Origin of the sequence: Actinomadura sp. 6N118, from assembly GCF_044326415.1 — a bacterium.
In the GTDB taxonomy this organism is placed as follows: Bacteria; Actinomycetota; Actinomycetes; order Streptosporangiales; family Streptosporangiaceae; genus Spirillospora.
In genome coordinates, this window is sequence record NZ_JBIRAZ010000057.1 from 1 (window position 1) to 13,013 (window position 13,013).

Genomic DNA, 13,013 nt, shown 5'->3' on the forward strand with positions numbered 1-13,013 from the left:
CTGGAGGGGGACGGCGGGGCGGCGGGTGCGCGGCCCGGCCGTCCCCGTCCTCGGATCCGCTCCGGATCCGCCTGGATGCACGTCAGTGCTCGTCGGCCATCCACTGGACGAGCCGCTCCCGGGCGATCTGGTCGGACTCCTGGGCCACCTCATGCGGCGGGGCCTTGAACAACCACGCCGACACCCACTCGTCGACGGCCGTGTCACCGCGGTCCATGGCGAGCTTGGCGATCCGGGCGGCGTCGATGACCACCCCCGCCGAGTTCGGCGAATCCGGCACGGTGAGCTGGATCTCCATCTCGATCGGCGCGCCGCCGAAGCCGCGCCCCTCGCAGCGGATGAAGGCCTTCTTGGTGTCGCCGAGGAACGGAACGAAGTCCGAGGGGCCGATATGGACGTTCTCGCCGGCCAGGTCACCGGCGTAGGCGTCGGTGACCGCGGAGGTCTTGGACTCCCGCTTTGAGGCCAGCCGCTCCTGCTCCAGCATGTTGTAGAAGTCCATGTTGCCGCCGACGTTCAACTGGTAGGTGCGGTCCAGGCTGATGCCGCGGTCGGAGAAGGCGCGGACCAGCACCCGGTGCAGATAGGTCGCGCCGAGCTGGGATTTGATGTCGTCGCCGATGAGCGGCAGGCCCGCCGCGCGGAACGCCGTCCGCCAGTGTTCCTTGCGGGCGATGAAGACCGGCACGTTGTTGACGAATCCGGCGCCCGCCTCCAGCGCGACCCCGGCCCACCACTCGGTGGCCTCCTGCGAGCCCACCGGGAGGTAGTTGAGCAGGACGTCGACTTGGGCGGACCGGATCTGCTCGATGATCGCTGCGCGGTCCTCGTCGGTGTCCGAGGCCGCGAGCGTGATCCGCTCCCGGTACTTGGTCCCGGCGCCGTCCAGCGTGGGAGCCCGTTGTACGCGCACGTCGGCGCCGAGCGGGAGCAGGTCGCCCTGCGGAATGCCGATGTCGAGGTTCTGCCCGGCGGCGCGCGCGGACCACAGGTCCTTGCCGACCTTCTCGACATCGACATCCCAGGCGGCGACCGGTTCCAGGGCGCCGGCGCCGTACGGGCCGACCGCGGGGAACATCAGCCCGGCGGAGAGTTCGGGCGCGGAGCGGTAGTAGGCCGTGCCCTCGAGCAGGGCGCGGGCACAGTTCCCCACGCCGATGATGCCGACTCGAACAAGTGGAGTATCCATGTTCAGCTTCCTGCTGTCGTTTCCAGGATGCGGCAGACCTGCTCTACCTCATCGTCGGTCCAGGTCATGGGTGGAGCGGCCTCCGAGCCGAGGCACAGCGTGCCCGCGGCGGCGGCCTCGGTGACCGGCAGCTCCGCGCCGCCGGCCGGGGTGAAGGCCGGGTGGCGGTGCAGCGGCACCAGTCCCCAGCGGTGCGTCGGCACGCCGGCCTCGGCCAGGGCCTGTTCGATCCTGGCGGCGTGCTCGCGGTCCCACCCCGGGGGGCCGAGGCGGATCTTGTGCCAGGCAGGGCGGGCGGCCTCGCCCGGCGACTGGCGCCACAGTCCGATCGTGTCCAGCGTCCGGTGGACACGATCGGTGACGTCACGGGCCCGCGACGCCCACCCCTCCAGCCGCTCCAGGCGATGGGCGACCATCGCCATGGACGGTTCGGTGGGGCGCCAGTTGTGCCCGCCCGCCCACACCACGGCCGCGTTGGAGCGTGATTCGCCGGCCGGGACGCCGTAGTCGCGCAGTTCCCGGAGCCGCCCCGCGAGGCCGGCGTCGCCGGTGGTGACGGCACCGCCGTCGGGGGCGGCGATGAGCTTGGCGGAGGAGAACGACCAGGCGTGCGTGCCGGCCGCCCCGACGTGCCGGCCGCCCAGCGTGCTCCCGATCGACTGGCACGCGTCGGTCAGCACGGGCCGCCCCGCGATGCGCTCCCGATCAAGCCCGTGCGGGACGCCGTGCAGATCGACGGCCACGACGACGTCCGACTCGGGGAGGTCCGCCGGTGGCCCCAGCGTGAGGGTGTCCGGCCGTACGTCCGCGTAGACCAGGTCCGCGCCGATGTGCGCGGCCCCGGTGGCGGTGCCGGCGAACGTCAGTGCGGGCATCGCCACGCGGGTGCCGCGGACGCAGCCCATCGCGTGCAGCGCCGCGTGCAGCGCCGAGGTGCAGCTGTTGAACGCCACCGCGTGCGGTGCGCCGGTCAGCTGCTCCATACGGCGCTCGACCTCCGCGGTCCAGGGTCCGTCCGTCCAGATCCGCGAGCGTGCCACCTCGCCGAGGAGCTTCAGCTCGTCCTCGCCGGGTTCGGGCGGCCAGCGCCGCTGCCTGAGCTCCATCGCTACTCGGCGGCGGTCTCGATCAGGAAGGCCGCCAGCTCGTCGATGGTCGGGTGGTCCCAGGCCAAGGTGGGCTCCACCACCAGGCCCATCTGATCCTCGATGTCGTCGCAGAGAGTCAGCGCGGCCATGGAGTCCAGGCCTTGCGCCTCAAAGGTCGCCTCGGCGTCGATCTCGGCCGGGTCCTTCTCCAGATATTCGGCGATCCGCTGGATCAGCCAGGTCCGCAGCTCGTCGGCGGATGTGGTCAGGGTCGACCCCGTCATACGGGCCTCCTCGCTTGCTCGGTGAGCCGGTCGCCGCCAGTGTCACCGGCCGGTCGGCGACGCCGTCACCCCTGACCCGCCGCGCTTGTGCGGTGCCTGGATGGGCATGCCCGGCGCTACCGTGACCGGATGACGCTTCCGGACGAACGCGACGACCTGGACGTGACAGCCCTGGTGGAGGCGGCTGCGCGCGCCGCGAGGCGGGCGGGCGAGAAGCTGCTGGCGACCTTCGAACGCGGCGTGGACGCGCGCGCCAAGGCCGGTACGCACACGCACGACGTCGTCACCGACGCGGACGCGGCGGCCGAGGTGATGATCAGGGCGGAGCTGGCGGAGGCCTGCCCGGGCTCGGTCGTGGTCGGCGAGGAGGCCGGTGCGGACGGGAGCGTCGAAGGCGGGCCGGACGTCCGCTGGTACGTCGATCCGATCGACGGTACCCATAACTTTTCCAGGGGGGTGCCGCTGTTCTGCGTCTCCGTCGGGCTGACCATCGGCGGGGAACCTGTCGGAGGCTGCGTCTACGAGCCCGCTCGCGACGAGATGTACACGGCGGTCCGCGGCCTGCTGTTGCGCAACGGACGCTCCGTCGAGCAGCCGTCGCCGCGGGCGGTGCCGATGGTGCTCTCCGATGTGCCACGTCCGGGGACGGCGCCCGACCCCGCCGAGCTGGAGCTGCTGGCCGAGCTGGTGGCCGCGGCCGACGTCCGGCGGATCGGCTCGGCGGCCCTCGCTCTCGCCTACGTCGCGACCGGCCGCGCGGACATGGCCGTCACGCCCGACGCCTACGCCTGGGACTGCGCCGCGGGCCGCGTGCTGGTCACTGCCGCCGAGGGCACCTTCGTCGCTCTGCCCGATCCGCCGTCCGCCCACCGGCCGGGTGCCTTCGTCGCCTGGCGTCCCGAGCTGGCGGCGCTCGGGGCGGAGGTCGTCGAGGCGATGACGAGGTTCCCGTATCTCGGTGGATGGCTGAAAGACGACAACCCTCTGGCCTGACCGATCCGCCGTCGCCTTTCATGGCAGGGCCCTGGACGAAAGGGGCGTACGACCGTCACATAAGGAGAGCACGAACGTGATGCCAGAAGACACCATGACCGACCGCCTGAACGTCGTCATCCATGTGCGGAACGTTGTCGTCGGGCGCGGCCTGGAGGCCGTGCTGCACCTGCTGCCCCGCATCCGGTCGGTGAGCCACTGCACGACCCGGCCCTCGGCCGAGACGGCAGTCGCCGGTGGCGATGTGGACGTACTCGTCGTGACCAGCGCGGAAGGCGCGGTGGCCGCCGAGCTCACTGCGGCCTCGCCGGGCACCAAGGTGCTCCTGCTGCTCGACGAGACCGAGGCCGCCTCCGGCTCCTCGTTCGGCGGCGCGTCCGTCGCCGACGGTTTCCTCATTCAGCAGGACCTGACCGCGCCCGCCCTGGGCGAGGCGCTGGACCGGATGATGCTCGGCGAGATGCCGATGCCCGCCCGGGTGGGCCGCGAACTGCTGGCCCGCGCCGGCTCGCCGGTGCCGTCCGGATCCGTGCGGCCCGCCGTCCTCACCCCCCGCGAGAACGAGACCCTGGTGCTGCTCGCCGAGGGGATGAGCAACAAGCAGATCGCGCGCCGGCTGTCGATCTCCGATCACGGGGCCAAGCGGCTGGTCACCAGCGTCATGTTGAAGCTCGGCGCGCCCAACCGCACCGCCGCCGTGGTGATCGCGATCAAGCAGGGGATGGTCTCGGCCGCCTGACCGGGCCTGGCAATCCGGATATGCACATTTGTTGCGGCTGGTCGCGCGGCCATCGGTGGCTTACCCGGACCCGCCCTCAGGAGCGAGCGTGAGCGGAGCCGGGCGGACAGCCCGCCCGGCATGACCAGAGGAAGGCCTCATGCTCGAAGTCATCGGTGCCGGGTTCGGCCGTACCGGCACGTTCTCGCTCAAGGCCGCCCTGGAGACGCTCGGCTTCGGCCCGTGCCACCACATGCTCGGGATGCTGGAGCACCCCGAGGAGATCCCGATGTGGCGGCGGGCCGCGCAGGGCGGGCCCGTCGACTGGGAGGAGGTGTACCGCGGGTACCGGTCGAGCGTCGACTGGCCCGGCGTCCGCTTCTGGCGGGATCTGGTCGCCCGGTACCCGAAGGCGAAGGTCATCCTCACCGTCCGGGATCCGCAGCGCTGGTACGACAGCGCCCGAGCCACCATTCACCGCGCCGCGGTCGACCCCGCCCCGGCTCCCACGCCGGTGATCCGCGACATGAAGACGATGTCCCGCGAGGTGGTGTGGGACGGCCAGTTCGGCGGGCTGTTCACCGACGCCGAGCATGCGATGCGGGTCTTCAGGGAGCACAACGAGGCGGTGCGGCGGGAGGTCGATCCGGAGCGGTTGCTGGTCTTCGAGATCGCTGACGGCTGGGAGCCGCTGTGCCGGTTCCTGGACGTCCCGGTCCCCGACGTGCCGTTCCCCCGCTCCAACGACAAGGACGAGTTCGACTCCAAGCTGCGTGAGCACGTCACCGGCGCCATGACCACCACGACCTGATTGTGTTCATGACACCGCAGCGGCATCAGGTCGCCCGGCTCGCAGCGCCGATGGCTCTCGCGCAACTCCTCGCCATCTTGGTCCCGATCGTGATCGTCGCGATGCTGGGCTGGATGGGCGAGGAGGCCATCCAACTTCGCTCGCTCTACTTCCCCTTGGCGTTCCTGTTCTTCGCCGTGCAGATGGCCTTCGACGTGACCGCTCAGACCGTCACCGCGCGGCGTACCGGCCGCGGCGAGCACGATGTGGCCGCCACGCTGCTGACCGTGGGGGTCCTTTGGCTCGCCGCGGGCGTCGTGCTCGGGGGCGGACTCAGTGTGGGTGCGGGCGCCCTCGGCGACCTTCTCGGCGCGACCGCCCAGAGCAAGGGCGACTTCGTGACGTTCCTGCGGTCGATGTCGCTGGCCAACCTCACGCTGGCATGGCCGGTGCTGTGCTCAGCGGTGCTGCGCGGCAGCGGCCAGGCGGGACCCGCTGCGGTGATCATGGCGGTGAGCACCACGGTGGAGATCGGCGGGCTGGCGGTGCTGGGCTTCGGCCTGGACCTCGGCGCCACCGCGCTGCCACTGGCCACCGCGCTGAACGGCTTGGTCGCCGGGATGTACGGCACCGTGGCCCTGGCACGCCGGGGATTGCTGAAGGGGCGGGGCTGGCAGCCCGAAGTGCCGGGGTTCCTGCTGCGGGCCGGCGTGCCGGTGAGCCTGGTCAACTTCGTGATGTTCGGGATGAACTTCGCGTTCATCATGATGCTGACGCCGTTCGGGCCGAACGTCATCGCCGGGTTCGCCACCGCGACCACCGTCCAGAACCTGGTCATCATGCCGGCCATGGTGCTGGGGTCGGCGGCGGCGATCCTGATGAACCAGCGCCTCGGCGCGGGGGAGGGGCGGCCGCTGACGCCGGTGCTGACCGCGGCGCTGCAGCTCACGATGACGGTGTACGCCGTGATCGTTCCGGTCTTGTGGTTGCTGCGCGATGTGATCGGCCACCTCACCGCCGAGAGCGACCAGGTCGCCGGCCAGACGGCCCACTACATCGCGATCATCGGACCGAGCTATCTGGTGTTCGGCCTGGTGCTCACCGCGCTGATGGCGCTGGAGCAGACCGGCGGCGCGCTGGTCGCGCTCGCCGGGGCTGTGTTCTACGTCGTCGGCTCGGTCGCCATCGGCGCGCTGGCCAGCGCCGGTGCGGACGGCCCGACCCCGCTGTACGTGACGATCAGCGGCATGAACGCCACCGGGCTGCTGGCGATGATCGCGGCGCTCGCGTTCACCCGCCGCCAGGACCGGCGCAGGCTCCAGGACGAGCCGGGACCGGCCCGCGGCGCCGTCCCCGCATCCGCCATGGGGCCGGACTGATCCCGCTCTCCCGTGTCCGTTCTACCCACGATCACTGAGAGGCCGTCATGCCCACCGCCCGGATCACCAGCATCGCGTTCGGCTCCCCGCCGCAAGTCAAGATGGAGGAGTTCGCCGAATTCTTCGCCGGCGACCCCGGCGCCGACCACGTCGCGGAGATCGTCCGCAACTCGGCCATCGGCGCCAAGGGGATGGCCGTCAATCCGTTCGCCGACGACCCCCGCCGCTGGAGCACCGCGCGGCGCATGGCGACGAGCCTTGCCCACGCACGGATCCTCGGCCGGGAGACGATCAGCCGGGCCCTGGACCGCGACGGCCTGCCGGCCGAAGAGGTCGGTCTGCTGGTCACCGCCACCACCACGACGCATTCCGCCCCCGGCCTGGACGTGCTGGTGCACGAAACCGGCATGCGGCCCGGCACCGAGTTCCAGTCGCTCGGTCCGATGGGCTGCTATGCCGCACTTCCCGCGCTGTCCACGGTCCGCAACTGGGTCGAGGTCCATCGGCGTCCGGCGGTCCTGCTCTGCGTCGACCTGTTCTCACCGCACTTGCAGCCCCCGCCGTACGACAAGGAGCAGGCGGTCGTGCTCACCCTGTTCGGCGATGCGGCCTGCGCCGTCGTCGTGCGCCCGGGGGAGGAGGGCATGACAGGCCTGGACGTCGTCGACACTGAGATGCTCTACGTTCCCGAGTTCGCCGACGACCTGCAGGTCCACCTCGGGGACCACGGTCTCCACATCAGGCTGGCCCCGACCATGCCTGACGTGACGGCGTCCGCCGTCGCCGTTCCGACCGACCGGATGCTGGCCCGGCACGGCCTCGGCCGCGAGGACGTCCGATGGTGGGCGCTGCATCCCGGCGGGCGGCGCATCATCGACCGGGTCAGTGAGGAACTGGACCTGCCGGCCGATTCGGTGGAGGTTTCGCGGGCGGTGATGCGCGAGTACGGCAACACCGCCGCTCCCGCGGTGCTCGGCGTGCTCGGGCGCCTCCTCGACTCCCGCCCGCTCACCGCCGGGGAGCACGGCGTCGCTCTGGCGTTCGGGCCGGGGGCCACCGTCTGGGCCGTCCTGCTGCGCGGTGCGTGACCATGGCGGACGTTCCCCGGACGAGTGGCGCCGGATGGTTCCGCCGATTCCACCCCGCCGCCGCGGACGCGCCCCGGCTGCTGTGTTTTCCGCACGCGGGCGGATCGGCCAACGCCTACCACCGGTTGTCGGAGATCCTGAGCCCGGACATCCAGGTCATCGCCGTCCAGTACCCCGGCAGGCAGGACCGCCATAGGGAACCGGTGCTCCTCGACCTGCGGGAGCTGGCTGCCCAGATCCGCGCCGAGTTGCCCGCGCTGGGCCCGATGCCCGCCTGCTTCGGCCACAGCATGGGCGCCATGGTCGCCTTCGAGGTGGTGCGCGACCTGGCCGAGCAGCCCCCGGTGCTCTTCGCCGCCGGGCGGAGGGCGCCGTCGCGCAGTGCCCAGAAGTGCGTCCATCCGATGAGCGACACCGACATCCTCGCGGACATCGAGCTTCTCGGCGGCATGGACGCCCGGCAGCTGCGAAACCGGGCGCTCACCCGGATGATCCTGCCGGTGCTGCGAGGCGACTACGAGGCGATCGACACCTACCGGTACGAGCCGGGCCCGCCGCTGACGTGCCCGATCGTCGTGCTGGTGGGCGACGAGGACCCGATGACGCCGGTCGAGGACGCACTGGCCTGGCGGGACCACGGCGCGGCCGGCGGGGATTCGCACGTCCTCCCCGGCGGCCACTTCTTCGTCGACGCTCACCGGGACCGGATCGCCCGGATCATCCGCGACCGCCTCGCCGTGACCGCCGGCGAGGCGTACCGCCCCGACCTGCCCGTTCACAGCTCAGAGGAGAGTCACGCGTGATCCACACCGACCAGAGCGCCGCCCCGGGCGGGACGGCGACGGCGACCCTCGCGGCACCGTCCCGTACCGCGTCCCGCATCGCGTCCCTTCCGGAGGCGCCCGCCTTCGAGATCCTCCAGAACCGGCCGGGGACCGAACCCGGCGTCTACCTCACCACGCCGCAGAGCCCGCACGCCCTCGACGCCCCGCACGGGCCCCTGATCATCGACGGCCAGGGCAAGCCGGTGTGGTTCCATCCCGTGCCGGACGGGCAGCTGGCCGCCGACCTGCGCGTGCAGCTCTACCGAGGCCGTCCGGTGCTGACCTGGTGGCAGGGCACCTTCCACGACATGAGCCACGGACGCGGCGTCGGTTACATCGTCGACGAGAACTACCAGGTCATCGCCACGGTGGAGGGCTCGGGACCGGCCGACCTCCACGAGTTCAGGCTGACCTCGCGCGGCACCGCGCTGCTCATGTCGTACTTGCCGCGGACGATGGACTTGACGCACGTCGGCGGGCCGGAGGACGGCAGGATCCTTGACGGGGTCATCGAAGAGGTGGACATCCCCACCGGCACGGTGGTGTGGCAGTGGAGCAGTCTCGACCACATCCCGGTGACCGAGTCCGATATCCCGTACGGGCTGCTGCCGTTGCCCTACGACTACCTCCACCTCAACTCGGTGGACGAGGACGCGAACGGCGACCTGCTCATCTCGGGCCGCTACACCTCCGCCCTCTACAAGGTCGACCGGCGGACCGGCGAGGTCGTCTGGCGGCTCGGCGGCAGGCAGAGCACCTTCCCGCTCGGCACCGGCGTGCGGTTCGGCTGGCAGCACGACGCGACCTGGGCCGAGCCCGACGTCATCAAGGTCTTCGACAACGCGACCGTCGACATGTGGCCGGGCTGGGAGTCGCGGGTCGCCTGGATCCGGGTCGACGCCGCGCGCAGCGAGACGACTTTGGTCCGTGACCTCACCCATCCCGGCCACCTGTCCACCACGCGCGAGGGCGCAGCGCAGGATCTGCCCGGCGGAGGCACGATCGTCACATGGGGGCCGACCGGCCGGATCTCGGAGTTCGCCCCGGACGGAAACCTGCTGTTCGACGCGCAGCTGCCCGAGGAGTGGAGCTCGTACCGGGTCTACAAGTTCGCCTGGGACGGCCGCCCTGCAGATCCGCCGAGCGCGGTCGTCCAAGACGGCGCGGTGCACGCGGTGTGGAACGGCGCGACGGACATCGCCCGCTGGCGCCTGCTCGCCGGGTCGTCCGCGGACACGCTGGAGCAGGTGGCACACGCGGACTGGAACGGGCTGGACACGCCGATCGCGCTGCCCGGCACGGCGAGCGACGCCGCCTTCGTGCAGGTGGAGGCTCTCAACGGGGCCGGCGAGCCGATCGGATCCTCGGCCGTCGTCTCCCTCGCGGAGGTGAGCGGCCGATGAGCGAGATCACTAGGCACCGGGTGCCGTTCAAGGGTGAGCGAGCCGCGACCGGCCCGCTCACCTGGGGCCAACTCGAGATGTGGTCCGAGGCCGTGATCGGCCAGGAGGGCGTCCCCACCTTCGCCAACATGATCAACGGCGGGCCGCTGCCGCCCAGCAGCACGGTCGAGCAGGTCCTCGCCGCGCTCGGCCGGCTGGTCGAACGGCACGAGTCGCTGCGCACCCGCTACCGGGTCGGCCCGGACGGGACGCCGGTCCAGGAGGTGGTGCCCGCGGGCGAGGCGGAGTTCGAGGTGGTCGCCATCGAGCCCGGCGCCAGTGCCGCCGAGATCACCGGCAGCTGGTGGCCCTATCTGGACCAGCCGTACGACCTGTCCGACGGGCTGCCCTTCCGGGCCAGGATCGGCACGGTCGAGGGCGTGCCGGTGTCGATCCTGTACGGGATGTCACACCTGTCATCGGACTTTCTGGGCGCGAGTGTCCTCTACGGCGAGCTGGTCGAACTGCTCGGCGGGGATGAACCGGCGGGACCGCCCCTGCACCCGATCGACCTGGCCGAACTGGAGGGTTCTGACGCTGGGCGGCGCGTACTGGAAAGGGCCCTGGGCCACTGGCACAGTGAGCTGTCCAAGGCTCCGGCCAGGATGTTCGACGGTGCCGGTAACGCTCCCGCTGATCCTCGTTATTGGCGTGGCGGGCTCCGCTCGCAGGTCGCCGCGCGCATGCTGGAGAAGGCGGCCGAGCGCACCGGCGTCGGCACCTCCTACATCCTGCTCGCCGCGATGGCGGTCCTCGTCGGCCGGCTCACCGGCAAGGACCGGTGCTCGGTGCGCACCGTCGCGAGCAACCGCGGCCGCCCCGAGTTCCGCCGCGCGGTCGGCAACCTGAGTCAGGAGACGCCGCTGGTCGTCGACCTGCGTGCCGACACCTTCCAGGGAGTACTGGAGGCAGCCCGGGTGGCCTCGCTGCGCGCCGCGCGGAACGGCCGCTACGACCCTCGGCGGATCGACTCGATCCTCGCCGAGCACGAGGTGGATCTGGACGTCTGCTTCAACGACCTGTGGACGCCCACCCGGAACGAGACCGGGCCGCAGGAGCAGGAGCCCGCGCCCTCCTCGTTCGAGTGGGAGGAGAAGGTCGACAGAGCGACCTGCTCCTTCTTCCTGGAGGCGTTCAGTGTCCCGGACGACCCCGCGGCGGTCCGGCTCAGCCTGTTCGCTGACACGGCGCACCTGCCGTCCTTCGGCATTCGCATCTACCTGGACAGGCTCGAACGGCTCCTGACCACACTGGCCGAGCGTGACGTCCGGCTGGACGAGATCGTCCTCGGCGACCCGCACGGCGCCCCGGCATGGGCCTTGCCCCACCCTGTCGCATGATGCGCTACCAGGACCCCGCTCTGCCGGTCGCCGAACGGGTCGACGACCTCCTCGCCCGGATGAGCCTGGACGAGAAGATCGGGCAGATGACCCAGGCCGAACGGCTGGAGAGCGACGAGGCCGACGTCACCGCGTACCGGCTCGGGTCGGTGTTGTCGGGCGGCGGGTCGGTGCCGGAGCCGAACGCCCCCAAGACCTGGGCCGACATGTACGACGGCCTCCAGCGGGCGGCGCTGCGCACGCCGCTCGGCATCCCGATCCTGTACGGGGTGGACGCTGTGCACGGCCACGGCAATGTGGTCGGCGCGACCGTCTTCCCGCACAACATCGGGCTCGGAGCCACCCGCGACCCCGGGCTGGTCCGCGAGATCGGGGCCGCGGTGGCACGCGAGGTCACCGGCACCGGGATCACCTGGAACTTCGCCCCCTGCCTCGGTGTCGTCCGCAACCCGAGATGGGGACGGACCTACGAGTCGTTCGGCGAGCTGTCCGAGCTGCCGGTGGTCATGACGTCCTACATCGCCGGGCTGCAGGGCCCGCGTGTCGGCCCGCCGCCGTCGGTGATGGCCACCGCCAAGCACTACATCGGGGACGGCGGGACCGACGACGGCGACGACCAGGGCGACACGCGGCTGTCCGAGGCCGAGCTGCGCGTCCTGCACCTGCCGCCGTTCCTGGCGGCGCTGCGGCTCGGGGTCGGGTCGATCATGATCTCGCTCAGCGCGTGGAACGGGGTGAAGGTGCACGGGCACCGCTACCTCATCACCGACGTCCTCAAGAACGAGCTCGGCTTCACCGGGATCGTGGTGTCCGACTGGAACGGCCTCGACGAGATCTTCGGCCGGGACGAGTTCACGGGCGAGGAGGTGCGCGCCGCGATCAACGCGGGGATCGACATGGTGATGGTCCCCGAACGGTGGCGGCAGTTCATCGACGTGCTCCGGGAGGAGGTCAAGGCCGGACGGGTGCCGATGTCCCGCATCGACGACGCCAACCGGCGCATCCTCACCAAGAAGTTCGAGCAGGGGCTGTTCGAGCATCCGCTGACCGACCGTTCCTACCTTGAGCTGATCGGTTCGGACGAGCACCGTGCCCTCGCGCGGCGCGCTGTGGCCGCGAGCCAGGTCGTCCTGAAGAACGAGGCGGGCCTGCTGCCACTCGCCCCGGGCGCGCGGCGGATCTTCGTCGCCGGCCGCGCGGCCGATGACATCGGCATGCAGTGCGGTGGCTGGACCATCTCGTGGCAGGGTTCACCGGGCGCGATCACGGACGGGACGACGATCCTGGAGGGCGTTCGCGCCGCTGCGGGCCCCGATGCCACGGTCGTCCACGACGCCGGAGGAGCGGGCATCGACTCGTCCTTCGACGTCGCGATCGCGGTCGTCGGCGAGGAGCCGTACGCCGAGGACGAGGGCGATCTGCCCGGTGACATGGGCCTTGAGGCGTGCGACCTGGAGACCATCGCCAGGCTGCGCGAGGCCGGGGTGCCGGTCGTGGTGGTGCTCGTCTCGGGCCGGCCGCTGGACATCGCCGCGGAACTGCCCGGATGGGACGCGTTCGTGGCGGCGTGGCTGCCCGGCACGGAGGGGGACGGTGTCGCGGACGTCCTGTTCGGTGCCGTGCCCGCCTCGGGGCGGCTTCCGGTGACCTGGATGCGCTCGACCGACCAGCTTCCGATCAACGACGGTGACGGACAGGTCCCGCTCTTTCCGTACGGGTACGGGCTATCCCTGGATTCAGGGGAGAGCTGATGTTGTCCCAGTTGGACGTGCTTGAGGCCGAGTCGATTCAGATCATCCGGGAGGTGGCTGCTGAGTTTGAGCGGCCGGTGTTGTTGTTTTCGGGTGGCAAGGACAGCATTGTGATGCTGCGGCTGGC

At 71.2% G+C, this 13,013-nt stretch carries 12 protein-coding genes and 1 pseudogene; 10 read left to right on the plus strand and 3 right to left on the minus strand.

The genetic code is table 11. The features are described from left to right. Positions 1–82: 82 nt before the first annotated feature. From ACH34W_RS55195 to ACH34W_RS55205, 3 genes are read right to left on the minus strand one after another with little or no spacing between them, the layout of a single operon-like run. Positions 83–1,189 (minus strand): inositol-3-phosphate synthase, encoded by a 1,107-nt coding sequence (locus ACH34W_RS55195; RefSeq protein ID WP_395969323.1) that lies wholly within the window; start codon positions 1,187–1,189, stop codon positions 83–85. Between the two features lie 2 nt (positions 1,190–1,191). Further along, positions 1,192–2,295 (minus strand): DegT/DnrJ/EryC1/StrS family aminotransferase, encoded by a 1,104-nt coding sequence (locus tag ACH34W_RS55200; RefSeq protein ID WP_395969324.1) that lies wholly within the window; start codon positions 2,293–2,295, stop codon positions 1,192–1,194. A gap of 2 nt (positions 2,296–2,297) precedes the next feature. Continuing rightward, complete coding sequence (locus ACH34W_RS55205) at positions 2,298–2,561, minus strand: acyl carrier protein (protein ID WP_395969325.1); 264 nt, start codon at positions 2,559–2,561, stop codon at positions 2,298–2,300. Positions 2,562–2,690: 129 nt separating this feature from the next. Between ACH34W_RS55205 and ACH34W_RS55210 the strand changes: the two genes are divergently transcribed. The 10 genes and pseudogenes from ACH34W_RS55210 to ACH34W_RS55255 form a co-directional block, all read left to right on the plus strand. After that, positions 2,691–3,554 carry an inositol monophosphatase family protein gene (locus tag ACH34W_RS55210; protein ID WP_395969326.1) on the plus strand — a complete coding sequence of 288 codons (864 nt, stop codon included), beginning with the start codon at positions 2,691–2,693 and terminating at the stop codon, positions 3,552–3,554. 79 nt (positions 3,555–3,633) lie between these two features. Next, entirely contained in the window at positions 3,634–4,293 is a 660-nt protein-coding gene (locus ACH34W_RS55215; protein WP_395969327.1) for a response regulator transcription factor, read from the plus strand. A 139-nt stretch (positions 4,294–4,432) separates the two neighbouring features. Continuing rightward, positions 4,433–5,083: a sulfotransferase family protein gene (locus ACH34W_RS55220; RefSeq protein WP_395969328.1), complete on the plus strand. Its 651-nt coding sequence runs from the start codon at positions 4,433–4,435 to the stop codon at positions 5,081–5,083. A gap of 8 nt (positions 5,084–5,091) precedes the next feature. After that, entirely contained in the window at positions 5,092–6,441 is a 1,350-nt protein-coding gene (locus ACH34W_RS55225; RefSeq protein ID WP_395969329.1) for an MATE family efflux transporter, read from the plus strand. Between the two features lie 47 nt (positions 6,442–6,488). Further along, the gene (locus ACH34W_RS55230) at positions 6,489–7,529 is read left to right on the plus strand and encodes a type III polyketide synthase (protein ID WP_395969330.1); all 1,041 of its coding nucleotides are present in this window, start codon (positions 6,489–6,491) and stop codon (positions 7,527–7,529) included. Between the two features lie 2 nt (positions 7,530–7,531). After that, positions 7,532–8,332: a thioesterase II family protein gene (locus ACH34W_RS55235; protein ID WP_395969331.1), complete on the plus strand. Its 801-nt coding sequence runs from the start codon at positions 7,532–7,534 to the stop codon at positions 8,330–8,332. After that, positions 8,329–9,756, plus strand: a complete 1,428-nt coding sequence (locus tag ACH34W_RS55240) for an arylsulfotransferase family protein (protein WP_395969332.1) — start codon at positions 8,329–8,331, stop codon at positions 9,754–9,756. Before ACH34W_RS55235 ends, ACH34W_RS55240 begins: the two co-directional genes overlap by 4 nt. Next, positions 9,753–11,135: a condensation domain-containing protein gene (locus ACH34W_RS55245; protein WP_395969333.1), complete on the plus strand. Its 1,383-nt coding sequence runs from the start codon at positions 9,753–9,755 to the stop codon at positions 11,133–11,135. Before ACH34W_RS55240 ends, ACH34W_RS55245 begins: the two co-directional genes overlap by 4 nt. Continuing rightward, entirely contained in the window at positions 11,132–12,886 is a 1,755-nt protein-coding gene (locus tag ACH34W_RS55250) for a glycoside hydrolase family 3 protein (protein WP_395969334.1), read from the plus strand. The genes ACH34W_RS55245 and ACH34W_RS55250 overlap by 4 nt, the downstream gene beginning before the upstream one ends. Then, positions 12,886–13,013, plus strand: a pseudogene (locus ACH34W_RS55255) (sulfate adenylyltransferase small subunit); the annotation flags it as partial. The gene ACH34W_RS55250 and the pseudogene ACH34W_RS55255, both read left to right, overlap by 1 nt.